Origin of the sequence: Streptomyces dangxiongensis, assembly GCF_003675325.1 — a bacterium.
GTDB classification, from domain to species: domain Bacteria; phylum Actinomycetota; class Actinomycetes; order Streptomycetales; family Streptomycetaceae; genus Streptomyces; species Streptomyces dangxiongensis.
The window spans coordinates 3,054,513-3,078,676 of record NZ_CP033073.1; the positions used below are offsets into that span (position 1 = coordinate 3,054,513).

Annotated in this window: 24 protein-coding genes; 11 read left to right on the plus strand and 13 right to left on the minus strand. The window is 72.1% G+C overall.

Features of this window, described 5'->3' with window-relative positions:
• Positions 1-17 precede the first annotated feature (17 nt).
• Positions 18-1,208 (plus strand): acyltransferase family protein, encoded by a 1,191-nt coding sequence (locus tag D9753_RS13465; protein ID WP_121791056.1) that lies wholly within the window; start codon positions 18-20, stop codon positions 1,206-1,208.
• Positions 1,209-1,321: 113 nt separating this feature from the next.
• Here the strand turns inward: D9753_RS13465 and D9753_RS13470 are convergent, their stop codons facing one another.
• The 8 genes from D9753_RS13470 to D9753_RS13505 form a co-directional block, all read right to left on the minus strand.
• On the minus strand, positions 1,322-2,902 hold the full coding sequence (locus D9753_RS13470) for an acyl-CoA mutase large subunit family protein (protein WP_121787246.1): 1,581 nt from the start codon (positions 2,900-2,902) through the stop codon (positions 1,322-1,324).
• Between the two features lie 314 nt (positions 2,903-3,216).
• On the minus strand, positions 3,217-4,473 hold the full coding sequence (locus D9753_RS13475) for a hypothetical protein (protein WP_121787247.1): 1,257 nt from the start codon (positions 4,471-4,473) through the stop codon (positions 3,217-3,219).
• Positions 4,473-5,135: an RNA polymerase sigma factor gene (locus D9753_RS13480; protein ID WP_121787248.1), complete on the minus strand. Its 663-nt coding sequence runs from the start codon at positions 5,133-5,135 to the stop codon at positions 4,473-4,475. Before D9753_RS13480 ends, D9753_RS13475 begins: the two co-directional genes overlap by 1 nt.
• Positions 5,136-5,428: 293 nt before the next feature.
• A complete protein-coding gene (locus tag D9753_RS13485) occupies positions 5,429-6,244 on the minus strand; it encodes a hypothetical protein (RefSeq protein WP_121787249.1) in 816 nt (271 codons plus the stop codon).
• A 153-nt stretch (positions 6,245-6,397) separates the two neighbouring features.
• Complete coding sequence (locus tag D9753_RS13490; RefSeq protein WP_240468135.1) at positions 6,398-7,039, minus strand: RNA polymerase sigma factor; 642 nt, start codon at positions 7,037-7,039, stop codon at positions 6,398-6,400.
• A 151-nt stretch (positions 7,040-7,190) separates the two neighbouring features.
• Positions 7,191-7,616, minus strand: a complete 426-nt coding sequence (locus D9753_RS13495; RefSeq protein ID WP_240468136.1) for a hypothetical protein — start codon at positions 7,614-7,616, stop codon at positions 7,191-7,193.
• Between the two features lie 131 nt (positions 7,617-7,747).
• A complete protein-coding gene (locus D9753_RS13500; RefSeq protein WP_121787251.1) occupies positions 7,748-8,362 on the minus strand; it encodes a hypothetical protein in 615 nt (204 codons plus the stop codon).
• A gap of 141 nt (positions 8,363-8,503) precedes the next feature.
• The gene (locus D9753_RS13505; RefSeq protein ID WP_121787252.1) at positions 8,504-10,126 is read right to left on the minus strand and encodes a beta-N-acetylhexosaminidase; all 1,623 of its coding nucleotides are present in this window, start codon (positions 10,124-10,126) and stop codon (positions 8,504-8,506) included.
• A gap of 208 nt (positions 10,127-10,334) precedes the next feature.
• Between D9753_RS13505 and D9753_RS13510 the strand changes: the two genes are divergently transcribed.
• The 8 genes from D9753_RS13510 to D9753_RS13545 all read left to right on the plus strand — a co-directional run bounded on the left by D9753_RS13510 (position 10,335) and on the right by D9753_RS13545 (position 17,340).
• On the plus strand, positions 10,335-10,883 hold the full coding sequence (locus tag D9753_RS13510; RefSeq protein WP_121787253.1) for a 2-oxo-4-hydroxy-4-carboxy-5-ureidoimidazoline decarboxylase: 549 nt from the start codon (positions 10,335-10,337) through the stop codon (positions 10,881-10,883).
• A gap of 190 nt (positions 10,884-11,073) precedes the next feature.
• Positions 11,074-11,454, plus strand: coding sequence for a succinate dehydrogenase, cytochrome b556 subunit (gene sdhC / locus D9753_RS13515; protein ID WP_121787254.1), 381 nt, complete (start codon positions 11,074-11,076; stop codon positions 11,452-11,454).
• A gap of 8 nt (positions 11,455-11,462) precedes the next feature.
• Positions 11,463-11,957 (plus strand): succinate dehydrogenase hydrophobic membrane anchor subunit, encoded by a 495-nt coding sequence (locus D9753_RS13520; protein WP_121787255.1) that lies wholly within the window; start codon positions 11,463-11,465, stop codon positions 11,955-11,957.
• A gap of 19 nt (positions 11,958-11,976) precedes the next feature.
• On the plus strand, positions 11,977-13,731 hold the full coding sequence (gene sdhA, locus D9753_RS13525) for a succinate dehydrogenase flavoprotein subunit (protein ID WP_121787256.1): 1,755 nt from the start codon (positions 11,977-11,979) through the stop codon (positions 13,729-13,731).
• Positions 13,731-14,510 carry a succinate dehydrogenase iron-sulfur subunit gene (locus D9753_RS13530; protein WP_121787257.1) on the plus strand — a complete coding sequence of 260 codons (780 nt, stop codon included), beginning with the start codon at positions 13,731-13,733 and terminating at the stop codon, positions 14,508-14,510. Before sdhA ends, D9753_RS13530 begins: the two co-directional genes overlap by 1 nt.
• Before the next feature lie 122 nt (positions 14,511-14,632).
• The gene (locus tag D9753_RS13535; RefSeq protein ID WP_121787258.1) at positions 14,633-16,006 is read left to right on the plus strand and encodes an FG-GAP and VCBS repeat-containing protein; all 1,374 of its coding nucleotides are present in this window, start codon (positions 14,633-14,635) and stop codon (positions 16,004-16,006) included.
• A gap of 88 nt (positions 16,007-16,094) precedes the next feature.
• A complete protein-coding gene (locus D9753_RS13540) occupies positions 16,095-16,541 on the plus strand; it encodes a VOC family protein (RefSeq protein ID WP_121787259.1) in 447 nt (148 codons plus the stop codon).
• A gap of 61 nt (positions 16,542-16,602) precedes the next feature.
• Entirely contained in the window at positions 16,603-17,340 is a 738-nt protein-coding gene (locus tag D9753_RS13545; RefSeq protein ID WP_121787260.1) for a TetR/AcrR family transcriptional regulator, read from the plus strand.
• On the opposite strand, the gene D9753_RS13550 is transcribed toward D9753_RS13545, so the two are convergent.
• Complete coding sequence (locus D9753_RS13550; protein ID WP_121787261.1) at positions 17,341-18,885, minus strand: ABC transporter substrate-binding protein; 1,545 nt, start codon at positions 18,883-18,885, stop codon at positions 17,341-17,343.
• Between the two features lie 175 nt (positions 18,886-19,060).
• Positions 19,061-19,300, minus strand: coding sequence for an SCO4848 family membrane protein (locus tag D9753_RS13555; RefSeq protein ID WP_121791057.1), 240 nt, complete (start codon positions 19,298-19,300; stop codon positions 19,061-19,063).
• Between the two features lie 91 nt (positions 19,301-19,391).
• Between D9753_RS13555 and D9753_RS13560 the strand changes: the two genes are divergently transcribed.
• Positions 19,392-20,627 carry a D-alanyl-D-alanine carboxypeptidase family protein gene (locus D9753_RS13560; RefSeq protein ID WP_338057977.1) on the plus strand — a complete coding sequence of 412 codons (1,236 nt, stop codon included), beginning with the start codon at positions 19,392-19,394 and terminating at the stop codon, positions 20,625-20,627.
• Here the strand turns inward: D9753_RS13560 and D9753_RS13565 are convergent.
• Positions 20,575-21,483, minus strand: a complete 909-nt coding sequence (locus D9753_RS13565) for a YihY/virulence factor BrkB family protein (RefSeq protein WP_121787263.1) — start codon at positions 21,481-21,483, stop codon at positions 20,575-20,577. The two genes, D9753_RS13560 and D9753_RS13565, sit on opposite strands and share 53 nt — an antisense overlap.
• 85 nt (positions 21,484-21,568) lie before the next feature.
• Here D9753_RS13565 and D9753_RS13570 point away from each other — a divergent pair, with 85 nt between their 5' ends.
• The gene (locus tag D9753_RS13570; protein ID WP_121787264.1) at positions 21,569-22,324 is read left to right on the plus strand and encodes a decaprenylphospho-beta-D-erythro-pentofuranosid-2-ulose 2-reductase; all 756 of its coding nucleotides are present in this window, start codon (positions 21,569-21,571) and stop codon (positions 22,322-22,324) included.
• Between the two features lie 26 nt (positions 22,325-22,350).
• On the opposite strand, the gene D9753_RS13575 is transcribed toward D9753_RS13570, so the two are convergent.
• On the minus strand, positions 22,351-22,935 hold the full coding sequence (locus D9753_RS13575) for a 2'-5' RNA ligase family protein (RefSeq protein ID WP_121787265.1): 585 nt from the start codon (positions 22,933-22,935) through the stop codon (positions 22,351-22,353).
• A 150-nt stretch (positions 22,936-23,085) separates the two neighbouring features.
• The gene (trpS, locus tag D9753_RS13580) at positions 23,086-24,099 is read right to left on the minus strand and encodes a tryptophan--tRNA ligase (protein ID WP_121787266.1); all 1,014 of its coding nucleotides are present in this window, start codon (positions 24,097-24,099) and stop codon (positions 23,086-23,088) included.
• Positions 24,100-24,164: the final 65 nt, after the last annotated feature.

Genomic DNA, 24,164 nt, shown 5'->3' on the forward strand with positions numbered 1-24,164 from the left:
GGAAAATGTCGAGCATCATGCCTTCTTCGCCCACCACGCTCACCGACGCTCCGCCGGTGCCCGGGACGGCCCCCGCCCCGGCCGCCCCCGGCCGCCGCCAGGACCGCGGCCGCCTGCTCGCCCTGGACGGCCTGCGGCTCGTGGCCGCCCTGATGGTCTGCCTCTACCACTACGCCGGACGCGGCGGCGCGGTCTCGGCGTCCTGGCACCAGAGCCCGGCCCATGTCTTCCCGACCCTGTCCCAGGCGGCGACCTACGGCTGTCTGGGCGTGCAGTTCTTCTTCGTCATCAGCGGCTTCGTCATCTGCATGAGTAGCTGGGGCCGCACCCTCGGCGACTTCTTCCGCTCCCGCGTCGCCCGCCTCTACCCCGCCTACTGGGTCGCCCTGGTCCTGGTCACCGCGGCGGCCGTCGCCCTGCCCGTCGTCGTCCACCCGGTCCGGACGGACGAGTTCCTCGTCAACCTGACGATGCTGCAGCAGCCGATGGGCGTCACCCGCGTCCTCGGCGTGTGCTGGACGCTCTGGGTCGAGGTGCGGTTCTACGCGCTGTTCGCCCTGTTCGTCGTCGTACGCGGTGTCACCTACCGCCGGGTCGTGCTGTTCTGCTGCGTCTGGACGCTCGCGGCGGCCGTCAGCCGCACCTCCGGCAACGCGCTCACGGACCAACTGCTCCTGCCGGAGTACGCCCCCTTCTTCATCGGCGGCCTGGCCCTCTACCTGATCCACCGCTTCGGCAGCGACCTGCTGCTGTGGGGCATCGTGGCGGTGTCCTGGCTGCTCGGGCAGAGCACCGCCACGAGCGGCCTGTGGCACGCCGGCGCGCACGGCGACTTCCACCGCGACCCGCACGTCATCCTGGGAATCGTCACCCTCGCGTTCGGGGCGGTGGCCGCCGTGGCACTGGGCTGGACACGGTGGGCGTCCTGGCCCTGGCTGGTCACGGCGGGCGCGCTGACGTACCCGTTCTACCTGGTGCACGAGCACCTGGGCTGGTTCGTCATCCGGGTGCTGCACCGAGGGCTCGGCCTGCCGCCGTGGCCGGCGCTCGCCCTGACCGTGCTGGCCATGCTGCTGCTGGCGTGGCTGATCCACCGGTGGGTGGAGAAACCTTTCGGTCCGCGTCTGAAGAGGGCGTTGAAGAGGGCCGGCGCACCGGCGTTCCCCCGGGAACTCACCGCCCCGGCGGACGGAGAACGCCGCGGCTGATCCCACGCCCGGCCTTCCGGCCCCGGTGCGACGATCACGCCCCGGCCGGGAAGGGTCACGGGAGACCGCCGGGCGCCGCGTCCGGCGTCCGGGACCGTCCGGCTCAGGAAGTGTCAGAAGGTGTCGGGGGGTGTGTGGCTTCCCCAGACCTGGCGGAGCGCCCCGCACACCTCGCCGACCGTCGCCCGGCCCCGCAGCGCCTCCTTCATCGGGTAGAGCACGTTGTCCGCCCCCTCGGCCGCCCTCTTCAGGGCGTCCAGCGCCGAATCCACCGCCCCCCGGTCCCGCCCGGCCCGCAGCACGGCCAGCCGCTCGGCCTGCCGCGCCTCGATCGCCGGGTCGACCCGCAGCGGCTGGTACGGCTCCTCCTCGTCCAGCCGGAAGCGGTTGACGCCGACGACCACCCGCTCGCCGGACTCGGTCTCCCGGGCGATGCGGTACGCGTTCCGTTCGATCTCGGCCTTCTGGAAGCCCCGCACGATCGCCGCCTCCGCCCCGCCCAGGTCCTCCACCTTCCGCATCAGGTCCAGGGCGGCCTCCTCCACGTCGTCCGTCATCCGTTCGACCGCGTAGGAGCCGGCGAAGGGGTCCACCGTCGCCGGTACGTCCGTCTCGTACGCGAGCACCTGCTGCGTGCGCAGTGCCAGCCGGGCGCTGCTGTCCGTGGGCAGGGCGATCGCCTCGTCGTAGGAGTTGGTGTGGAGGGACTGGGTGCCGCCGAGGACCGCGGCCAGGGCCTGGACGGTGACGCGGGCCAGGTTCACCTCCGGCTGCTGGGCCGTCAGCTCGACCCCGGCCGTCTGCGTGTGGAAGCGGAGCATCAGCGACTTAGGGTCGCGCGCGCCGAAGTCGTCCCTCATCACCCGCGCCCAGATCCGCCGCGCCGCGCGGAACTTGGCGACCTCCTCCAGCAGGGTCGTGCGGGCCACGAAGAAGAAGGACAGGCGGGGCGCGAAGTCGTCGACGTCCATGCCCGCCGCCATCGCCGTACGGACGTACTCGATGCCGTCGGCGAGGGTGAAGGCGATCTCCTGGACGGGGCTCGCCCCCGCCTCGGCCATGTGGTAGCCGGAGATCGAGATCGTGTTCCACTTCGGGATCTCGGCGGCGCAGTACCGGAAGATGTCCGCCGTGAGCCGCAGCGAGGGCCGGGGCGGGTAGATGTACGTGCCCCGCGCGATGTACTCCTTCAGCACGTCGTTCTGCACGGTGCCCGTCAGCAGGTCCGCCGCAATTCCCTGTTCCTCGGCCACCAGCTCGTACATGAGCAGGAGCAGCGCGGCGGGCGCGTTGATCGTCATGGACGTCGAGACCCGGTCCAGCGGGATGCCGTCGAACAGCACCCGCATGTCCTCGACCGAGTCGATCGCGACCCCGACCCTGCCGACCTCGCCGTGCGCGAGAGGCGCGTCGGAGTCGTGGCCCATCTGGGTGGGCAGGTCGAAGGCGACGGAGAGGCCGGTGGTGCCGTGGCCGATCAGCCGACGGTAGCGGGCGTTGGACTCCGCGGCCGTGCCGAAGCCCGCGTACTGGCGCATGGTCCAGGGGCGGCCGGTGTACATGGTCGGGTACACCCCGCGGGTGAAGGGGTACGCACCCGGGACGCCCAGCTTCCCGTCCGGGTCCCAGCCGGTCAGCTCGGCCGGCCCGTAGACCGGCTCGATCGGCAGGCCCGACTCCGACTCACGCGCCATGGATGCCTCCGCGGTACGACCACTACCCCTCACCATGCCTCGTGGCCCGGCGCCGGTCACGCGGGGAAGCATCGAGGGGTGGAAACGAGGGAGGGGCGGGGCGGAGAGCTGCGGGGCGCGGGCGGGACCGGGGGAACGTGTCCCGCCCGCGCCAGGTGCACGAGCCGTGGGTACGGGGGGAACCCCGGCTCAGTGCTGCGGCCGATGACCAGTCGGCTCACTCTGTACTGCGTAAGTCGCTCCAGAAACGTCACACCTCGCGCCGAAAAATTTTCGGAGACCGAGAAAACGCAGGTCAGGTGGGGTTGCGTCGGTCAGAGCGCGGTGTATGCCGGAGTCGGTGACGGGGCCGCCGGGACGCTGCCCCACCCGCCGGGGTGCTCCGGCGCGTAGGCGGAGGGGGCGGGGGCGGCGCCGCCGCGGTGCCGGCCGCCCTTGCCGCCGCCCGTACCACCGGAGCCGCCGTCACCCTTCCCGTTGCCCTCGCCGCCGCCGTCGCCCTTGCCGCCGTCTCTGTCCTTGCCCCCACCCTTGCCCTTGCCGTCCTTGCCCTTGCCGCCCTCGCCCTTGCCCTTGTCCTTGTCCTTGTCCTTGCCCTTGTCCTTGTCCTTGCCGTTGCCCCCGGCGGTGCCGCCGCCGTCGCCGTCGCGGTTGCCGTTGCCGTGGCCGGTGGGGCCCCCGCCGACCGTGCCACCGGAGCCGGAGCCGGAGCCGGAGCCAAGGACGCCCAGCACGACCTTGCAGTACCTGGTCACGCGGGCGGAGCCGCCCGCCAGGTTCACCAGCACGCGCTTGCGGCCGGCGTCCAGTTCCCGGCCGTCCCGGAGCACCCGGCAGGCCGCGGCGGCGCCGGCCCATCCGGTGCCGGAAGCCGTGGAGGGCACCCCGGAGCCGGGAGCGGCGCTCGGGCCGGTGCCGTCGGCCGGGCCGGGCGTCTCGCCGGAGGCGTCGGCGCGGCGGTCTCCCGGGGTGCCGCCGGGCGTGAGCGTGCCCGGACCGGTACCCGTGCCCGTGCCCGTCGCGTAGTCCGGTGTGGTCTGCGCGGACGCCGACGGGAGCGGCTGGTCGGAGGTCTCGTCGGTGGAGACGGACGTGGCGGGGCCGGGCTTCCCGTCGCCGAACGGCGTGGGCAGCACTCCACTGCCCGCGGCCACGGCGACTGAGCCGAGCGTGCCCGCGACCACGGCCGCGGCGATCGCCAGGCGCGCCGGGCGGGCCCAGCGGGGACGCCTCGACGGGATTCCGGTACGGCCCCGGGCGCCGATGCGGACCAGGCCCGCGTCGGCGCAGGGCACGGACGCGGGGGCACCGCCGGACGCGGGTGCGGCGGCGGTCCGGCCGGCGTCGGCAGCCTCGCGGGCCTTGCGGAACGCGGCCAGGGCGGCCTGCTCGCCGGGCAGCCCGTCGGCGTCGGGGGTGGCCTGTGCGGACAGCCCGGACAGCGCGCCGAGCGCCTGGGAGAGACGTTCGGCCTGGTCACGGGCGCAAGGGTCGACGGCTTCCGGGGACTCACCGCGCAGTAGGCGTTCCGCCGCCGCACGGTTCAGCCACCTGTACTGCTCGTCGGCCATCACATGTCCTTCTGCGTCCGCGTACGCGTATGCGTCACAGTTGCGGACGTCACCGCGCCACGGTGTGGTTCTCGCTGGGGCGGAAGCGCGTCGAGCCCGCCCGCCGATTCCGGATCGGCGCCGATCAGCTCCGCGAGCCGCTTCAGACCGCGGTGCGCCGCCGTGCGGACGGCACCCGCGCGCTTGCCGAGCGTCTCGGCGGCGGTCTTGGCGTCCAGGCCCACGACCACGCGCAGGACGACCGCCTCGGCCTGGTCCTGCGGGAGGCGGGCGATCAGGGAGAGGGCGCTGTCGGTGGTCAGGGCCTCGATGGCCTCGCCGGCCGTGTCGGACTCGGCGGCCCGGCCGGTCAGCTCAGTCTCGTCGCCGCCGATGGCGGGGCGGCGGCCCCGCATGCGTATGTGGTCCAGCGCGCGGTTGCGGGCGATCCGGGCGGCCCAGCCGCGGAACCGGTCGGCGTCACCGCTGAACCGGTCCAGGTCGCGGGCGATCTGGAGCCAGGCCTCGGAGGCCACGTCCTCTGCGTCCGGATCGCCGACCAGCGTGCGTACGTAACCGAGCAGCCGGGGATGCACCGCGCGGTACACCGCACGGAACGCGGTCTCATCACCGGTCTGTGCCGCACGCACCGCGGCGGTCAGCTCCGCGTCGTCCCCCAGCACCGCACTCCCTTTACGCCTGTCTTCGGTCGGCGCGAAAGGCACGTTACGGCGTGAAACCGTCTCTCGTCCATGTCTGTAGAAGATGCAACTAACTCGTGACCGGGTTCCGGTGTGCGCAGGGTGAGGACTCGGCGGGGGCGGGCTGTGCCCGAGCTGTGGCGGGGTGTGACAGAAACCGTGTGCACGGCGCTGAAGGGAGTACGGGCCGTGCGCGGCCCGTCCGCGCGACGGCCGGGGCCTCTCCTGTGGGGGGTGGCGGCCCCGGCCGTTGCCTTCGCGGAGCCGGCCGGTGCCTACCGCTTGCCGCCCGCCGAGCCGCCCGACTTCCCCTGGCCGCCGCCGTTCCCGCCCTTGCTCCGGCTCTGGCCTTGGCCCTTGCCGGTGGCGCCCGTACCCCCCGCCTCGCCGGCCGTCCCTCGCTGCGGGCGTGCCGCCCGGGCGGCGCAGTAGGCCGCGACCTTCTCCGGGCCGCCCGCCGCCGTGACCAGCCGCTGCCAGGCCGTCGCCGCCAGGGCACCGCCCCGCTTCCCGGCCTGTGCGTAGGCGCGGCAGTGGGCCAGGGTGTCCCGGGCGGTGCCCGGGTGCCCGGGTGATGGCGTGGCGGGGTCGGTGGACCCGGCGCCCGCCCGCCCGGTCGCCCGCCCGGTCGCCCGGTCGTCGGCCGGCGCGGCCGTTGCCGCCGGGGTGCGCGGGGCGGCCGGCGACGACCGGACGGGGCGGGGGGTGTCCCGGCCGGCGTCCGTGCCGGACCCGGCCGAGCCGATCGCCGCGACGGCGATCCCGCCCAGCGTGAGGCTCGCCAGGGCCAGCGAGAGCGTGGTCCGCAGGGAGCGGCGGGTACGGCGCGGCCGTCCGGGGCGCCAGTCGTCCCGGGCCCGGGTCCGCGCGTCGTGCGCCCCCGCCGCACGGGCGGCCCGGAAGGCGGCGACGGCGCCGTGCTCGGCCTCGGGGTCGACGCCGTCCGTGCGCAGGGCGGCCCTGAACCGGGTCTCGAACCCGGGGTCCGGCCGCGGCACGTCGGTCGGCTCGGGCACGGAGACGGTGGCGCCGGCGCGAGGGTGCGCGGACCGGCGGCCGGGCGGCCCCTCACCGCTGTGCCGTTCACCCATGCCCGTTCCTGTCCCTGTCCCTGTTCCCGTAGCTGTTCCGTTGCCGTTCCCGCACTCGCCCGGCCCGCCCGGAGACGCGCACACCGGCCCACACACGCCGTACGCCTGTTCACACACGCCGTACGCGTTCATACGTCCCGCGTGCCGTGGCGTTCATCCCGACTCCCCCGGCGCCGGGGCATCGCCATCCGTCCCACCGCCGCCGGGGCCGTCCGCCGGGCGGGCCGCGTCGAACTGGCGGGCCAGGCGGCGCAGGCCCCGGTACGCGGCCGTGCGGACCGCGCCGGGACGCTTGCCCAGGACGCGGGCGGCGGCCGGGCCGTCGAGGCCGACGACCACCCGCAGCAGCACCGCCTCGGCCTGGTCCCGGGGCAGCGCCCGCACCAGCTCCAGCGCGCGTGCGGTGGACAACGACTCCAGGGCCTGGTCGTGGGTGCTGTGCCGGCCGGGCAGCTCCAGGGCGTCGTCCCCGAGCTGCGCCGCCCGGGGCCGTACCCGCTGCCGGCGTAGCTGGTCCAGGGCCCGGTGCCGGGCGATGGTCGCGGTCCAGCCCCGGAAACCGGCGCCGTCGCCGCGGAACCGGCCGAGGTCCCGGGCGATCTCCAGCCAGGCGTCGGAGGCGACGTCCTCCGCGTCCTCGCCGACCAGACCCCGCAGATAACCCAGCAGGCCGGGCTGCACGATCCGGTAGGCCACCGCGAAGGCGCTCTCGTCGCCGTCCTGGGCCCGCGCGACGGCCGCGCCCAGCTCCCCGTCCCGCGGCTGCGGGCGGCGGGGTTCCCCTCCCTGGCCCAAGACCGTCCTCGTTCGTGCCGAGTTCCTGGCCACTGCGTGGCGCCTGCCTCACGGTCCGGCACGTCCGGCCGTGTCACCGCCCTCCACGATCATCAGCGTCGGCCCGGACGGAAGTGTCACAGCGCGGCGGTGCCCCAGGGGGCGGGGCCGGTCAGCCGCGGGCGGTCGCGTCGCGGCACAGCAGCCGCAGCGAGCCGTTGCCCCCGAAGGAGCGGCGGGCCTCGTCGACGGGGTCCCACAGCCGGCCGTCGGGGGTGCGCACCCAGTGCTCGCCGCCGCTCGCCCACCACTCGGCGCCGGTCTGGCGGACGATCACCTCGCCGGCGTAGGCACCGAGGCCGCGCAGCACGTTCTCGACGGCCGCGTACGGCGGCTCCTCACGGCGTATCTCCTCGATCATCCGGTCGACGCGCCACAGGCTCTGCGCCGAGTAGTCGAGCCGGACGCGGGCGCCCTCGCGCATCGTGGCCACCGCGTCCGCCGCCCACCGCACGGGCTTCGCCGCGGCCTGCGGCCTGGTCTCCTGTCGCGTCGTCGCGTACGGGTCCGTCGCCCGCTCTGTCACCTGGCCTGTCACATGGTCTGTCGTATGGGCTGTCACATAGGGAAGAGCGAGCCGGGCGGGATTTCCGTCACCCGGTTCCGCGGTGTTCCGCCAACCGTCGCAGGACCGCCCCACGTCCGCCGCGGGACGGGCACGAAACCCTCTCAGGCCCCCGGTCCGGTGGCGCCGCGCGCCCGGCGGGAGACCACCGCGCGCAGCACGCGCCGGCCCTCGACGGACACCTCCAGCGCCCCGCGCAGGCCGTTGACGCCGTGCCCGGCGAGGAGTTCCAGCACCACCGTCTGGCGGCGCAGCTCGGCGGCGACGAGCGGCGACGGGCCGGCCGTGTCCCCCGAAGCCCCGGCGCTCGGGTGCGTGCTTCCGTCCGGGGACGTGGTGGCGGCCGTGGCGGGGTCGAGCAGCCGGTGGATGCGCAGCGAGGCGGCCGAGCAGACGTCGGCCCAGGGGCGTACGGCGTCGGCGGTGCGCTCGGCGGGGGCCGCGTCCAGCATGCGGCGGGCGAGCCGCACGGCCTCGTCACCGGCGGACCCGGCGGACCCGGCGGGCTCATCGGTCCCGTCGGACCCGGCGGACCCCAGCGCCGCGCGGGCCTTCTCCAGGCCCCCGCCCCAGTCGGAGTCGTCGGCGAGACTCGCCCAGAGCGGGCGCAGCAGTTCGTCGTCGCCGCCGAGCAGCGGCAGACACCGATCCATACAAGCCAATCCGCTGGCGGCCAGTCCGCGGGCGTCGGCCTGTGCGATCAGTTGCACCAGGCTCATGAATGTCTCCCTCGCCAGGGCGCCGACCGGTACGGAGCCCGCACTTCCCCTTACTGCGTGCGACGGCGCGGGAGTGTCACATCCGCAGGTTTTCAGCCAAAGACAGTCGTGCCCGTGCCCGGAGACGTCGGACACCGCTCCTCAGCCCAGCCGGTCGGCCAGCTTCCTGAAGTCGGGCCAGGACAGCGCCGGAGTGCCCGGGTCCCACAGCTTCTGCACGGTGGCCCGCAGCGGCATCCGGATGCCCGCGGCGACCTGGCTCTCCGTCTGCGCTCCGGCGATGTCGCACCACACCGCGAACGAGCCGCCGAGGATCTGCGCGTCGTAGCGGGCCGGTACGGCGGTCGTGCCGCGCAGCACCCGCGGGTTCCACTGCTCGTAGATCCGCTGTCCCGTCGGGTAGACGAAGGTCTGCGGCTGGCCGAGGACGTAGTAGAGGAACTCGTCGTTGTAGTTGAGGACCTTCCGGCCCGCGCCCAGGTACTCGGCCGGCTGCCGGGCGCCGATCTCCTTGCCGGTCCAGTAGGCGACCTGGAGGCCCTGCTCGGGCTGGACGGAGGTGCCGCGGAAGAAGCCGTCGTTCCAGGCGCGGACGGTCTTGTCGTGGGCGCGGACGGTGGCGTAGCGGTCGTTGAGCCAGTCGGTGGCGAGGTCGGCGACCGTGCCGCCGGAGCCGTGGGCCTGCCGGGCGGCGGCGGCCAGTTGCGGATACGAGGCCTGCGGGTCCTTCACGGTGAGCGCCTGGTACTCGTCACCGCCCAGATGCCACCGGCCGCCGGGGAACAGCACCGCGTACTCGTTCAGCAGGTCGTCGACGATCCGCGCGGAGGCGTCCTTGGAGATGTCGACGGCGCCCTTGGTGGGCACCCCGCTCGCGTTGCGCAGCGTGAGGTCGGGGTGGGCGGCGATGACGGCCCCGAGGTGTCCTGGCGAGTCGATCTCCGGCACGACGGTGATGTGCCGGCCGGCCGCCAGGTCCACGATCCGTTTGACCTGCGCCTTGGACAGACGGTCCGGGGAGACGATCTCCGGGTGGGTGCTGGACTCGATCCGGAAGGCCTGGTCGTCGGAGAAGTGCAGCCCCAGCTCGTTGAACTTCAGGTCCCCCAGCTCGCGTATCCGGTCCTCGATCCAGGTCTCGGAGAACGGTTTGCGCGCGATGTCGAGCATGAACCCGCGGTCCGGCTTGGCCGGCTGGTCCCGGACGACGCCCTCCGGTGCCGTACCGCCGCCGTGGACCTCCTGCTTCAGGGTGCGGGTGCCGTAGAAGACCCCGGCCTCACCGGGCCCGCTGATGCCGACCCGCCCGCCGCGGACGGTGAGGGTGTACGACTCCTGGTTCCCGCCCCCGCCGCCGAGCGCGAGCCGGACGTCCCCGGCCCGCACGTCGTCCTCGCCCTTCTGCCCCGCGTACGTCAGCCCCAGTTCCCCGGCTATGAGCCGGCCCTCGTCGGCCAGCCCGGCGTCGCTCACCACCACCCGCTCCCCGTGCCGCGGCTGCCAGCCGGGCCCGCGCGCCGGGGCGTGGGAGCGCACCGCGGGTATCGTGCGCGGCGCCTGTGACAGCGGGTAGGACCGGCTGGGCGTCGGACTCGCCGACGGGGTGCCCGCCGCCCCGGGGTCGGCGCCGGCGGGGTCCGCGCCGGAGACCCGCCCGGCCGAGGACCGTGGCGCGCTCGCGTCCGGTTTCCCGCCGCCGCCGTCGGAGGCCCACACGCCGACGCCCGTGCCGAGCGCGATCGTCCCGACGAACGCGGCGGCCATCACCGCCCGTTTCGGTATCACCTGCCGCGCCGTTCCCCGGCGGCTGTGCTGGGTCACCCTGCCACCGTACGACTCTCTCCGGCTCACCGGTCATCGAGGTAGTCGGAAACTCTCCCGTTCGAGTGAAATTCACACACCACGGGGACACACCGTGACCACTCTCGATAACCTGACCACATCTTTCACAGCATCCCCTGCCACACCACCTGTGACGCGAGGACCCACGCTGCCCGCCCACCGTCTCCCGTATCTCCCCAAGCCCCTCGACGCCTTCAACACCGCCGCCGACGACGAGGTCCATGCCCTTCTGCTGCGCTGCCTGCGCAGCCCGCGCTGGTCCCGCCGGATCGCGGACCACCGCCCGTACCCCGACCTGGACGCGCTGCTGGCAGCGGCGGACGAGGCGGCCTACGACCTGTCGCCGGGCGAGCTGGCCCAGGCGCTGGCGGGCGAGTCCCTTCCCGAGCTGCCCGAGGGCATCTACTCGGCGGCCCACATGGCACTGAGCGCGGCGCAGGCGGCCTACGAGGCGCGCTTCGGACACGGGTTCGCCATCTATCTGGGTGACACGCCCCCGGACGAGGTGCTCGACCGCATCCTCGAAGCGATCCGGTCACGATTGGCGAACGATCCGGAGGAGGAGCGGGTCACCGCGGCGGAGGAGCTGCGACGCCTCGCCCGGGGGCGTCTCGGCCACCTCCTCGGGACCACGGGAAGCTGCGCGACCAGCACAAACACACCCGTATCCGGCAAATGACCGCATCACCCGCCCCGGTGGGCGCCCCGCTAGCCCAACCGCGTGCCGGTTTGATCACACAGCCAGGCCCCCCGTCAGCCACGGCGCGACGCCTCGCTACGATGCTGGGGGCCGGTGGACCGTACCCGGCCGGGCCCGACCGACAGTGAAGCCGGCGCGGCCCTAATCCCCGCTCCCGGAGGGTTCTTCCGTGCCGGCTGGAACGCTGTACCGCGGCCGGGAAGGAATGTGGTCCTGGGTGGCTCATCGAGTCACCGGCGTCCTCATTTTCTTCTTCCTGTTCGTTCATGTGCTGGACACCGCTCTCGTGCGTGTCTCCCCCGAGGACTACGACAAGGTCGTAGCCACGTACAAGACGCCGATCGTCGCGCTGCTGGAGTACGGCCTCGTCGCCGCCATCCTCTTCCACGCGCTCAACGGCCTGCGTGTCATCGCCGTCGACTTCTGGTCGAAGGGCACGCGCTACCAGAAGCAGATGTTCTGGGCCGTGATGGGCGTCTGGTTCGTCCTGATGGCCGGGGCACTCCGCCCGGTCCTCGGTCACGCCGCCCGTGTCCTCTTTGGGAGCTGACGCCGCCGATGTCGAATAACTCAGTCACGACTGAAACCGCCGCGTCCGGAGTCGGCCCCGTGGAAGGTGCCCCCGTCTACACCGTCGACAACCCGGCCCCGCTGATCGAGGCGCCGCGCAAGCGGACCAAGAAGTCCCCGAAGTCGACCCGGGGCAACTTCGAGCTGGCCGCGTGGGTCTTCATGCGCCTGTCCGGCATCGTGCTGGTGGTCCTCGTCCTGGGCCACCTGCTGATCCAGCTCGTGCTGGACGGCGGTGTGTCCAAGATCGGCTTCGCCTTCGTGGCCGGCCGCTGGGCGTCCCCGTTCTGGCAGGTCTGGGATCTGCTGATGCTGTGGCTGGCGATGCTGCACGGCGCCAACGGCCTGCGCACGGTCATCAACGACTACGCCGAGCGGCCGAACAGCCGCCTGTGGCTCAAGGGCCTGCTCTACACCGCCACGGTGTTCACCATCCTGCTGGGCACGCTGGTGATCTTCACCTTCGACCCGAACATCCGCTAGGCACGGGGCTGCGAGAATCATGAAGATCCACAAGTACGACACCGTCATCGTCGGCGCCGGCGGCGCGGGCATGCGCGCCGCCATCGAGGCGACGAAGCGCAGCCGCACCGCGGTCCTGACCAAGCTCTACCCCACCCGCTCCCACACGGGCGCCGCGCAGGGCGGCATGGCCGCCGCGCTGGCCAACGTGGAGGAGGACAACTGGGAGTGGCACACCTTCGACACGGTCAAGGGCGGTGACTACCTGGTCGACCAGGACGCCGCCGAGATCCTGGCGAAGGAGGCCATCGACGCCGTCCTCGACCTGGAGAAGATGGGCCTGCCGTTCAACCGGACCCCGGACGGGACCATCGACCAGCGCCGCTTCGGCGGTCACAGCCGCAACCACGGCGAGGCCCCGGTCCGCCGGTCCTGCTACGCCGCGGACCGCACCGGCCACATGATCCTCCAGACGCTGTACCAGAACTGCGTCAAGGAGGGCGTGGAGTTCTTCAACGAGTTCTACGTCCTCGACCAGCTCATGACCGAGGTCGACGGCGTCAAGCGGTCGGCCGGCGTGGTGGCGTACGAGCTGGCCACCGGCGAGATCCACATCTTCCAGGCCAAGGCCGTCATCTACGCCTCCGGCGGCACCGGCAAGTTCTTCAAGGTGACGTCGAACGCCCACACCCTGACCGGTGACGGTCAGGCGGCGGTCTACCGGCGCGGGCTCCCGCTGGAGGACATGGAGTTCTTCCAGTTCCACCCGACCGGCATCTGGCGCATGGGCATCCTGCTGACGGAGGGCGCCCGTGGTGAGGGCGGCATCCTGCGCAACAAGGACGGCGAGCGCTTCATGGAGAAGTACGCGCCGGTCATGAAGGACCTCGCCTCCCGTGACGTCGTCTCGCGCTCCATCTACACGGAGATCCGCGAGGGCCGCGGCTGCGGTCCCGAGGGCGACCACGTCTACCTGGACCTGACCCACCTGCCGCCGGAGCAACTGGACGCCAAGCTCCCGGACATCACCGAGTTCGCGCGGACCTACCTCGGCATCGAGCCCTACACGGACCCGATCCCGATCCAGCCGACCGCGCACTACGCGATGGGCGGCATCCCGACGAACGTCGAGGGTGAGGTCCTGGCGGACAACACCACCGTCGTCCCGGGTCTGTACGCGGCCGGCGAGGTCGCCTGTGTCTCCGTGCACGGCGCCAACCGCCTGGGCACCAACTCGCTGCTGGACATCAACGTCTTCGGCCGCCGCGCGGGCATCGCCGCCGCCGAGTACTCCGCGAAGGCCGACTACGTCGAGCTGCCGGAGGCCCCGGAGTCGTTCGTCGTCGAGCAGATCGAGCGGCTGCGCAACTCCACCGGCAACGAGCGGGTGGCCACGCTCCGCCGCGAGCTGCAGGAGACCATGGACGCCAACGTCATGGTCTTCCGCACCGAGCAGACGATCAAGACGGCCGTCGAGAAGATCGCCGAGCTGCGCGAGCGCTACCGCAACGTGGCGATCCAGGACAAGGGCAAGCGGTTCAACACGGACCTCCTCGAGGCGATCGAGCTGGGCAACCTGCTCGACCTGGCCGAGGTCATGGCGGTGTCGGCCCTGGCCCGCAAGGAGTCCCGCGGTGGTCACTACCGCGAGGACTACCCGAACCGCGACGACGTCAACTTCATGCGTCACACCATGGCGTACCGCGAGGTCGGCGCCGACGGCTCGGAAACCGTCCGTCTCGACTACAAGCCGGTCGTCCAGACCCGCTACCAGCCGATGGAGCGTAAGTACTGATGGCTACCCCTGTTCTGGACAAGGCGGACGCGGCCGGCCAGCCCGAGCCCGGCTTCGCCGACTCCCCCTACATCACGGTCACCGTCCGCGTCCGCCGGTACAACCCGGAGGTCTCGGCCGAGGCGACCTGGGAAGACTTCCGGCTGGAGATCGACCCGAAGGAACGTGTCCTCGACGCCCTCCACAAGATCAAGTGGGACGTCGACGGCAGCCTCACGTTCCGCCGCTCGTGCGCGCACGGCATCTGCGGCTCGGACGCGATGCGGATCAACGGCAAGAACCGTCTCGCCTGCAAGACGCTGATCAAGGACATCAACCCCGAGAAGCCGATCACGGTCGAGCCCATCAAGGGCCTCACGGTCCTGAAGGACCTGGTCGTGGACATGGAGCCGTTCTTCCAGGCGTACCGGGACGTGATGCCGTTCCTGATCACGAACGACACCAACGAGCCGACCCGGGAGCGACTGCAGTCCGCCGAGGACCGCGAGCGCTTCGACGACACCACCAAGTGCATCCTGTGCGCCGCGTGCACGTCGTCCTGCCCGGTGTTCTGGAACGACGGCCAGTACTTCGGTCCGGCCGCGATCGTGAACGCCCACCGCTTCATCTTCGACAGCCGTGACGAGGCGGGCGAGCAGCGCCTGGAGATCCTCAACGACCGCGACGGCGTGTGGCGCTGCCGCACGACCTTCAACTGCACGGACGCCTGCCCGCGCGGTATCGAGGTCACGAAGGCGATCCAGGAGGTCAAGCGCGCGCTGATCACGCGTCGCTACTGATCCGCCGTACGCCTGCGGCTCCTCGGGCCCCGTCCCCCGTCACGCACCGGGGACGGGGCCCTCGCCGTACAACTGTTCCGCGCCACCGTGGGTCTTCTGTGCGTACGCGATCAAGGAGACACATGCGCACGCACAGAACGCTGGCCGTCGCCCTCGCGACGGCCACGGCCGCCTCGCTGACCGGCGGACTGCTCGCCCTCTCGGCGGGCCCGGCCGCCGCGGCCACTCCGGCCAAGTACGCCGACGACTTCGACGGCGACGGGTACCGGGACTACGCGTCCGGCTGGGGCGGCGAGGTCACCGTCACCTACGGCACGGCGACCGGGCCGGGTCCGAAGACGGTGCGGTTCACCCAGGACAGTCCCGGCATCCCCGGCACGGCGGGCGACTCCGGCGGCTACGCCGACACCTTCGGCAACCAACTCGCGAACGCCGACCTCAACCGCGACGGATACGCCGACCTCGCCGTCGCCGACCGCAGCGAGAAGAGCGGTACGACGGCCGGCGCGGGCGCCGTCACCATCCTGTGGGGTGCCAGGTCCGGACTCGGCACGAAGGCCACGCGCATCCCCGCCCGGTCCAAGCTGGCGTTCGGCGCGGCCCTCGCCTCCGGTGACTTCAACGGCGACGGCAAGCCGGACCTGGCCGTCACCGACGTCACCGGCACCCTCTACGTCTACCGGGGCGGCTTCTCCACGTCCGGTACGACGGGCAGCGTGACCAGCATGGAGGTGAGTCCCAGCGGCGGCGAGGTGCTGGAGCCGGTCGCGATCGTCGCCGGCAGGGTCACCAAGGACAAGGCCACCGACCTGTACGTGCTGGGCCAGGGCTACAAGAACGGCCGGATGACGCAGGCCGCGTGGTTCGTGCAGGGCGGCTCCACCATCAAGCGCGGCAAGTACACCACCTACAACGCCTCACAGGTGGACTTCAACGCCACCGGCGTGATCGCCGACTTCGACAAGAACGGCTACGGGGACCTGGCCGTCAGCGACACGCCGTACACCAAGGGCGCGGGTTCCGTGGTGGTCCTGCGCGGCGGCGCGAGCGGCCCGGCCACCTCCTACCGCCTGTCCCAGTCCACCACCGGTGTGGCGACCGCGGCCACCCGCGACGACCGCTTCGGCTTCTCCCTCTCCGCCGGTGACACCAACCGCGACGGCTACCCGGACCTCGCCGTGGGCGTGCCCGAGGAGGAGTCCGGCTCGGTCGCCAACGCCGGCGGCGTGCACGTCCTGCGCGGTGGCGGCAAGGGCCTGACCGGCACCGGCTCCCAGTGGTTCACCCGCGCCACGGCGGGTGTGCCGGGCAGCGCCACGCAGGACGAGATGTTCGGCCTCTTCGTCCGCCTGCGCGACCTCGACCGGGACGGCGACGCCGACCTGCTGATGTCGAGCGACCTGTACCGCAAGAGCGTGCTCCTGCGCGCGTCCGCCACCGGCATCACGACCGGTGGCGCCTCGGAGACCGACCTGGACCCGAACTTCCCGCAGTGACGGCTGCCCCGTCCCCCGGAGAGCCCCACCGCGGTCCGCTGCGGTGGGGCTCCTCGCATCCGGGGAGAAGGACTCCTAATGTGACGACATGTCAGACGAAGGGTCGTACGAACTGCTCGGTTTCGACAACGTGCTGCTCCCCGTCGGTGACCTCGGCGAGGCGGTCGCCTTCTACGAGCGGGCCGGGTTCACCGTGGGGTTCCGGTTCGACGAGGGCGGGATCGCCCTGCTGAAGGTCGGGGCCGAGACACCGGGCATCCTGCTCCAGGCCGAGGAGCAGCTAGGGCACCGGTCACCGCCGTGGCCGTCGGCGCGGATCTGGCTGGAGGTGCCGGACGCGCGGGCCGCGGCACGGGAGCTGGCCGCCGCGGGCATCGCGCCGCTGGACGAGGTCGCGCAGGCGGCCACCGGCTGGACCGTGGAGATCGCCGACCCCTGGGGCAACGTCCTGGGCTTCACGGACTACACCAAGCGCCCCGAGCTGGGCCGCCGGGGCCAGGGCCTTTCGTTCGGATCACCCGCGAGCCCGGCATGATCCGAACGACAGACCCCGGCCGCCGCCATGGGCCGCCCACGCCACTCGTTAGGCTCCTGTCGTGCCCGAGAAGAACGACGGCCCCGGTGCGGCCGGCCCCCAGAGCAGCAAGTCCGAGCAGACCCGTGCGCTGATCCTGGAGACCGCGATGCGGTTGTTCCAGGAGCGCGGGTACGACAAGACGACCATGAGGGCCATCGCCACGGAGGCCGGGGTGTCCGTCGGCAACGCCTACTACTACTTCGAGGGCAAGGAACACCTGATCCAGGGGTTCTACGACCGGATCGCCGCCGAGCACCAGGCGGCGGTGCGCCAGGTGCTGGACCGGGAGACCGATCTGGAGGCGCGGCTCGCGGGCGTACTCACCGTGTGGCTGGACATCGCCCGGCCGTACCACGAGTTCGCGGTCCAGTTCTTCAAGAACGCCGCCGATCCCGACAGCCCGCTCAGCCCCTTCTCCCCGGAGAGCGAGCACGCGCGCGAGGCGGCGATCAGCGTGCACCGGCAGGTGCTGGCCGGTTCCCGGTCCAAGGTGGCGCCCGAACTGCGGGACGTCCTCCCGGAGCTGATGTGGCTCGCCCAGATGGGCCTGGTCCTGTACTGGATCTTCGACCGCACGGAGGGCCGCGAGCGCAGCTACCGCCTGGCGTGCCGCGGCGCCCGGCTGACCGCACGCGGCGTGTCCCTGGCCCGCTTCCGCGTCCTGCGCCCCCTCGTCCTGGAGATCCACGAGCTGTTCACGGACTTCCTGCCGGGCATGACGAAGGTGCTCCCGGCCCCGGACCGCGACCGGGACTGATCAGATCCATCCCAGCCGCCACAGCCGGAACACGCCCGTGCCGTCCGTCAGGTACTGGCCGCCGCCGACGTCCTCCGTGCTGACCACGTACTCCTTGCGCTGCCACAGCGGGATCAGCGGGACGTCCTCGGCCACGTCGGTCTGGATGTCGCGGAAGTCGTTGGCGGCGCGGCTGCGGTCGGCGAACTGCTGGCTGTCCAGGACGAGGTGGTCGACGGCCTTGTTGCTGTAGCCGGTACTCATCGTGGAACCGGTGCCGACGAGCGCCGCGCCGAAGGTGTCCGGGTCGGGGTAGTCGGCGACCCAGCCGACCGCCCAGGCGTCGATCGTCCCGGCGGCCCAGCGCTTCTGGAAGTCGGTCCACTCGTAGCCCTTGAGGTCCACCTCGAACAGGCCGCTCGCGTCGAGCTGCTTCTTCAGCTCCGTGGCCTCTTCCGCGCTCGCGCCCCGGCCGACGCCGTAGCCGAAGGTGAAGCGCACCGGCAGGCTCACCCCGGCCTCGGTGAGCAGTTCCCGCGCCTTCTCGGTGCTCTGCTCCGGGTACCGGTCGAAGAACGACGTGGTGTGGCCGGTGATACCGGTCGGGATCAGCGAGTACAGCGGGTCGACGGTGTCCTCGTACACGATCGCCGCCAGCTCCTCGCGGTTGACCAGCCAGGCCATCGCGCGGCGCACCCGTACGTCGTGCAACGGGGAGGAGGCGCGGGTGTTGAGGTACAGGTTGCGGGTCTCGGCGCTGTCGGACTCGGTGACCCGCTGTCCGGGGTCGCTCGGGTTGAGCGCGGAGAGCATCTTCGGGGGCAGGGTCCGCGTGGCGACGTCGACCTGGCGGCCCTTCCAGGCGCGGTCGAGCTTGTCGGAGTCGGCGTAGTAGCGCAGCTCGATCGGGCGGCCGGTGCCGCTGAGATAGCCCTCGTAGTGCGTGTTCGGCGCGAGGTCGGCCTTGTGGTTCCTGGTGTAGGCGATCAGCCGGTACGGCCCCGTGCCGTCGACGGCGGCGTCGCTGCGCAGGCGGCCGGCCGGGTACCTGTCCTTGTCCACGATGGATCCGGCGCCGGTGGCCACCTTCAGCGGGAAGGTGGCGTCAAAGGACGACAGATGGAAGGTCACGGTGTGCGCGCTGTCGGCGGTCACCGAGGCGAGCGTGGCGAACAGGGACGCCGGGCCGACAGCGGCGTTGATCTTCCTGACCCGGTCGAAGGAGTACTTCACGTCCCCGGCCGTCATCTCGCGTCCGCTCGGGAAGGTGATCCCGGAGCGCAGCGTGCACCGGTACGTCCGCAGCCCGCTGCCCGTGAAGGCGCAGCTCTTGGCGGCGTCCGGGACCGGTTCGGTGCCGCCCGGCTCGAACGTCAGCAGGGACTGGAAGACGTTGCTGAACAGCGCCCAGGACCCGGCGTCGTAGGCGCCGGCCGGGTCGAGCGCGGTGACGGCGTCGGTGGTGCCGACGGTGATGGTCCTGTTCTTGTACTGCTGCGACGGCAGGAGCTGCCAGCCGCCGATCCCCACGACGGCGAGCCCGAGCAGCGTCACGAGAATGCGCATGCGAACAGATCGCATGGTGGTGCCCTCCCCAGGCCCGACAGGGCCCTACCCCTGGCCCAGCACGAAGCGGCCACTTCCCCTCAAGTGGCGCGGCTCACCTAATCACACGGGTTTGGGCTGGGGAAGGGCTTTCTGACCAGATGGGAAAGAACTTACCGAGCGCGGCGGCTTCCCGTTATGACGTCCGGCGCAGTGCGCGCAGACCGCGCAACCCGATGCCTCCGACGACCGTCCCCAATACGAAGGAGACGACCGCCAGCAGCAGGTGCACCCAGAAGTACGCGGTCGGGTGACCGTCGTCGAAGGCGAGCCCGCTGCTGTCCTTGACGAGGTTCTTGACGAAAGTGACCCAGATGACCCAGCTCCACACCCCGAAGGCGAGCAGGAACCAGGAGACCGGGCGGCTGAGCTTCATGTCCCCAGTATCGCCGTCCCGTGCCCGGTTCCGTGTCGGGGGTGGGGCGCGGAGCGGGACTTCGCGTTTCCGTACGGGTACGTTCTCGACCGTGCCCGCACCGAAGAGGACCGGCCGGCGACCCCTGCTGGTGACCTCCGCCACCCTGCTGTCCCTGTCCGTCACCGCGCCGGCCGCCCTCGCCGCGCCGGTTCCCCGACCGAGCCCGACGGCCACCCCGCCGGCCCGGATGTCCACCCTGGGCGGCGTCCGGCTGGGGCAGCCCGGCACCCAGGTCAACCTCGCCCCGGGCGTGCCCGTGCTGCCCAAGGACCTCACCGCCCGGTCCTGGATCGTCTCGGACGCCGAGTCGGGTGAGGTGCTGGCCGCGCACAACGCCCACTGGCGGCTGCCCCCGGCGAGCACACTGAAGATGCTGTTCGCCGACACCGTGCTGCCCCGCTTCCCCAAGGGGACCCGTCACACGGTCGTCACGTCGGACCTCGCGGGCATGGGCGTCGGCTCCAGTGTGGTCGGGATGCGGGAAGGGCACAGCTACACCGTCCACGACCTGTGGCTCGGGGTGTTCCTGCGCTCGGGCAACGACGCGGTGCGCACCCTGTCCGCGATGAGCGGCGGCGTCGCGCAGACCGTGCGGGACATGCAGGAGCACGCCGGGGAACTCCAGGCCCTGGACACCCACGTGGTCTCCCCCGACGGCTACGACGCGCCGGGGCAGGTGTCCTCGGCGTACGACCTGACGCTGTTCGCCCGGTCCGGGCTCCAGAAGAAGGACTTCCGCGAGTACTGCTCGACCGTGCGGGCGACGTTCGGGTCCGCCACGATCCAGAACACCAACCGGCTGCTGAGCGGAGACACCGACGTCCCCGTCTACCCGGGGATCGCCGGTGTGAAGAACGGCAACACCACGCACGCGGGTGCCACGCTCACCGCGGTCGCCGAGCGGGGCGGCAAGGTGCTGCTGGTCACGGTGATGAATCCGGAGAAGCACGAGCACAACGAGGTCTACAAGGAGGGCGCGAAGCTCCTCGACTGGGGTTTCCGGGCAGCCGGCAAGGTCAACGCGGTGGGCGAGCTGGTGCCGCCGAAGAGCGCCGTGCCGGCCTCCGGGCAGCCGGATGCCGGCGCGTCCCCCGCGCAGGCCGCCGGGACCGGCGGATCCGGTTCGCGGCCGGTGGCGAGCGCCCCCACCGGTTCGGGTGCCGGCGGCGCGGGGGTCGCCCTGGCCGTCGCGGGCGGTCTGCTGGTGCTGCTCTGCGGCGGGGTGTTCCTGGTCAACCGCCGGTGGCCGCTGCCCGATCTGATGCGGCGCCGGGCACGTCACTGAGTCCGGCGTCCTTGCTCGGCGTCGCCGTCCAGGAGGCGCAGAACAGCACGAGCTTGGCCGTGAAGTTGATCCACAGCAGCAGGGCCACGGGGACGCCGAAGGCGCCGTACATGCTCTTCGCGGCGACCCCCTGGACGTAGCCGCTGAGCAGCAGCTTCAGCAGTTCGAAGCCGACCGCTCCGAGCAGGGCGGACACCAGCAGGCGACGGCGCGGCGGTTCGACCCCGGGCAGCAGGGTCAGGACGTAGAGCAGGACCAGGAAGTCGGCGAGGACGGCGACGACGAACGCGACGACCTGGAGCAGCACGCTGCCCCAGCCGTGTTCGGCCAGGCCGATCTGCCGGGACAGCCGGCCGACGGCGGCCGAGGCGAGGATGGAGATGGCGAGGGTGACCAGCAGGGCGCCGCCGAAGCCGAACAGGATGCCGGCGTCCTTGGCCTTGGTGACGAGGGGGTTCTCCTCGCGGTCGGGCAGCTCCCACACCGCGCGCAGGCAGTCGCGGACCTGGCCGACCCAGCCGACGCCAGTGAACAGCAGCACCGCGCCCGCGATGACGCCGACGGTGCCGGCGTTCTCCACCAGGGAGGTCAGGTCCAGTTGCTCGGAGAGGCCCGGGAACTGCTCGGCGATCTTGTGTTCGACGGTCTTCTGGCTGGCGGGGCTGAGCGTGGCGGCGGTGACCGCGGCGGCCACGGTCAGCAGCGGGAACAGGGCCACGAAGCTGACGAACGTCATGGCGGCGGCCAGCCGGGTCCACTTCACCCGGTCCAGCCGTTCGTACGACCGCCACGCGTGCGTGGCCATCAGCCGGGTGACCACCGGCCCGATGCCGGGGAGCTTCTTCAGCCAGTCCATGATCCGACCATGCCCGCTCCGCGGGAGCGTGAACACCGCGTTTCTTCGCCAGAACGGTCATATACGGGCGATACGGTCAGTTGTCATGAAGGATGCCACCGCACTGCCGCGTTCCCTGCTCGTCCTCGGCGGCACGTCCGAGATCGGGCTGGCCACCGCGCGCCGGCTGATCGCCCGCCGCACCCGCACGGTGTGGCTGGCGGGCCGCCCCTCCGCCGCCCTGGAGAACGCCGCCGCGAGCCTGCGCGCGCTCGGCGCCGACGTGCACACCCTCGGCTTCGACGCGCTCGACCCCGCATCCCACGAGACCGTCCTCGGCAAGGTGTTCGCCGAGGGTGCCGTCGACATGGTGCTGCTCGCGTTCGGCGTCCTCGGCGACCAGGCCCACGACGAACGCGACCCGGTGCGTGCGGTGCGGGTCGCCCGGACCAACTACACCGGGGCCGTCTCGGTGGGGCTGGTCACCGGCCGCGCCCTCCAGGCGCAGGGGCACGGTTCCCTCGTCGTCCTGTCCTCCGTCGCCGCCGAACGCGCCCGCCGCACCGACTTCATCTACGGCTCCAGCAAGGCCGGCCTCGACACCTTCGCCCAGGGCCTGGGCGACGCCCTGTACGGCACCGGCGCGCACGTCATGGTCGTACGCCCCGGGTTCGTCCGGACCCGCGGAACGGCCGGCCGGCACCGGCCCCCGCTCGCCACCACACCGGAGGCGGTCGCCACCGCCGTCGAACTCGGCCTGCGCCGCCGCTCGGAGACGGTGTGGGTGCCGGGGGCGCTCCGCCCGGTGATGTGGGCGCTGCGGCACGCGCCGCGCGCGGTGTACCGCCGGCTGGACGTCTGACGGGAGCGGCCCCCCGTCGCGTACGGCTAGCGGCCCGCCGGCGTGCCGCGTCCGACGTCCGCGTGGCCGGCCTGGGGCGGTACCACCGCTCCGCCGAAGGGGTACTCGCGCAGCTTGCGCCACACCCCGTCGGCGCCCTGTTCGTAGAGCGCGAAGCCGGTGCACGGCCACTCGGCGTCGAAGCCCGCCAGTTCCTCGAAGGCGCGGTCCATCGCCGCGTCGTCGATGCCGTGGGCCACGGTGACGTGCGGGTGGTAGGGGAACTGCAGCTCGCGCGCCACCGGGCCGGAGGCGTCGCGGATCCGCTGCTGCAGCCGGGCGCAGGCCTCGGCGCCCCGGACGACCCGGACGTAGACCACCGGTGACAGGGGCCGGAAGGTGCCCGTACCGGACAGCCGCATCGGGAACGGCCGGCCGGCCGTGGCGACCTCGGAGAGGTGCGCGTCGACGGCCGGCAGGGCGGCCTCGTCCACCTCGGTCGGCGGCAGCAGCGTGACGTGCGTGGGGATGCCGTGAGCCGCGGCGTCGCCGAAGCCCGCGCGCCGCTCCTGGAGCAGGCTGCCGTGAGGCTCCGGGACCGCGATCGACACGCCGATCGTTACGGTCCCCACGTCGTCTCCTTCGTCGCGTCTGTCGTCTTCTCGGCCGTCCCGTCCCGGCCGTCGGCTATCGACTGTACGGCCACGGAAGTCCTGTCGGCAGGCGCACCGCAAGTGATGTGCAGCGCTCCGCCCGCCCGGACCCGTGTGCGGTCGTACGCCTCAGTGCTTGGCCGGGAGGAAGCCCACGCGGTCGTACGCCTGGGCAAGCGTCTCGGCGGCGACGGCGCGCGCCTTCTCGGCACCCTTGGCCAGGATGGAGTCCAGCGTCTCGGAGTCGTCCAGGTACTGCTGGGTGCGCTCGCGGAACGGCGTCACGAACTCGACCATGATCTCGGCGAGGTCGGTCTTGAGCGCGCCGTACATCTTGCCCTCGTACTCCTGCTCCAACTGGGCGACCGGCTTGCCGGTGAGCGTGGAGTAGATGGTGAGGAGGTTCGACACGCCCGGCTTGTTCTCGGTGTCGTAGCGGATCACCGTGTCGGTGTCGGTGACCGCGCTCTTGACCTTCTTGGCCGTGGCCCTCGGCTCGTCGAGGAGGTTGATCAGGCCCTTCGGCGTGGACGCCGACTTGCTCATCTTGACCGTCGGGTCCTGGAGATCGTAGATCTTCGCCGTCTCGCGGAGGATGTACGGCTCCGGGATCGTGAACGTCGCGCCGAAGCGGCCGTTGAACCGCTCGGCGAGGTCGCGGGTCAGCTCGATGTGCTGGCGCTGGTCCTCGCCGACCGGCACCTCGTTCGCCTGGTACAGCAGGATGTCGGCGACCTGGAGGACCGGGTAGGTGAACAGGCCGACGGAGGCGCGGTCGGCGCCCTGCCGGGCGGACTTGTCCTTGAACTGGGTCATCCGGCTCGCCTCGCCGAAGCCGGTGAGGCAGTTCATGACCCAGGCGAGCTGGGCGTGCTCGGCGACGTGGCTCTGCACGAACAGCGTGCAGCGGTCCGGGTCCAGGCCGGCGGCCAGTAGCTGTGCGGCGGCCAGGCGGGTGTTGGCCCGCAGCTCGGCCGGGTCCTGCGCCACCGTGATCGCGTGCAGGTCGACGACCATGTAGAACGCGTCGTGGGACTCCTGGAGGGCCACCCACTGGCGGACGGCGCCGAGGTAGTTGCCGAGGTGGAACGAGCCTGCGGTGGGCTGGATTCCGGAGAGCACGCGGGGTCGGTCAATGGCCATGTTTTTCATTGTCGCAGAGAGTGCGGGAGCTTCGGTGCGGTGGGGAACCGCGGGCCCGTGACGGC

Excerpts from the sequence above, each read along its gene's own strand:
- D9753_RS13465 (WP_121791056.1), top strand. The coding sequence starts at position 18 with ATGCCTTCTTCGCCCACCACGCTCACCGACGCTCCGCCGGTGCCCGGG.
- D9753_RS13470 (WP_121787246.1), bottom strand. The coding sequence starts at position 2,902 with ATGGCGCGTGAGTCGGAGTCGGGCCTGCCGATCGAGCCGGTCTACGGG.
- D9753_RS13475 (WP_121787247.1), bottom strand. The coding sequence starts at position 4,473 with ATGGCCGACGAGCAGTACAGGTGGCTGAACCGTGCGGCGGCGGAACGC.
- D9753_RS13485 (WP_121787249.1), bottom strand. The coding sequence starts at position 6,244 with ATGGGTGAACGGCACAGCGGTGAGGGGCCGCCCGGCCGCCGGTCCGCG.
- D9753_RS13500 (WP_121787251.1), bottom strand. The coding sequence starts at position 8,362 with ATGAGCCTGGTGCAACTGATCGCACAGGCCGACGCCCGCGGACTGGCC.
- D9753_RS13505 (WP_121787252.1), bottom strand. The coding sequence starts at position 10,126 with ATGGCCGCCGCGTTCGTCGGGACGATCGCGCTCGGCACGGGCGTCGGC.
- D9753_RS13520 (WP_121787255.1), top strand. The coding sequence starts at position 11,463 with ATGTCGAATAACTCAGTCACGACTGAAACCGCCGCGTCCGGAGTCGGC.
- sdhA (WP_121787256.1), top strand. The coding sequence starts at position 11,977 with ATGAAGATCCACAAGTACGACACCGTCATCGTCGGCGCCGGCGGCGCG.
- D9753_RS13530 (WP_121787257.1), top strand. The coding sequence starts at position 13,731 with ATGGCTACCCCTGTTCTGGACAAGGCGGACGCGGCCGGCCAGCCCGAG.
- D9753_RS13535 (WP_121787258.1), top strand. The coding sequence starts at position 14,633 with ATGCGCACGCACAGAACGCTGGCCGTCGCCCTCGCGACGGCCACGGCC.
- D9753_RS13540 (WP_121787259.1), top strand. The coding sequence starts at position 16,095 with ATGTCAGACGAAGGGTCGTACGAACTGCTCGGTTTCGACAACGTGCTG.
- D9753_RS13550 (WP_121787261.1), bottom strand. The coding sequence starts at position 18,885 with ATGCGCATTCTCGTGACGCTGCTCGGGCTCGCCGTCGTGGGGATCGGC.
- D9753_RS13555 (WP_121791057.1), bottom strand. The coding sequence starts at position 19,300 with ATGAAGCTCAGCCGCCCGGTCTCCTGGTTCCTGCTCGCCTTCGGGGTG.
- D9753_RS13565 (WP_121787263.1), bottom strand. The coding sequence starts at position 21,483 with ATGGACTGGCTGAAGAAGCTCCCCGGCATCGGGCCGGTGGTCACCCGG.
- D9753_RS13570 (WP_121787264.1), top strand. The coding sequence starts at position 21,569 with ATGAAGGATGCCACCGCACTGCCGCGTTCCCTGCTCGTCCTCGGCGGC.
- trpS (WP_121787266.1), bottom strand. The coding sequence starts at position 24,099 with ATGGCCATTGACCGACCCCGCGTGCTCTCCGGAATCCAGCCCACCGCA.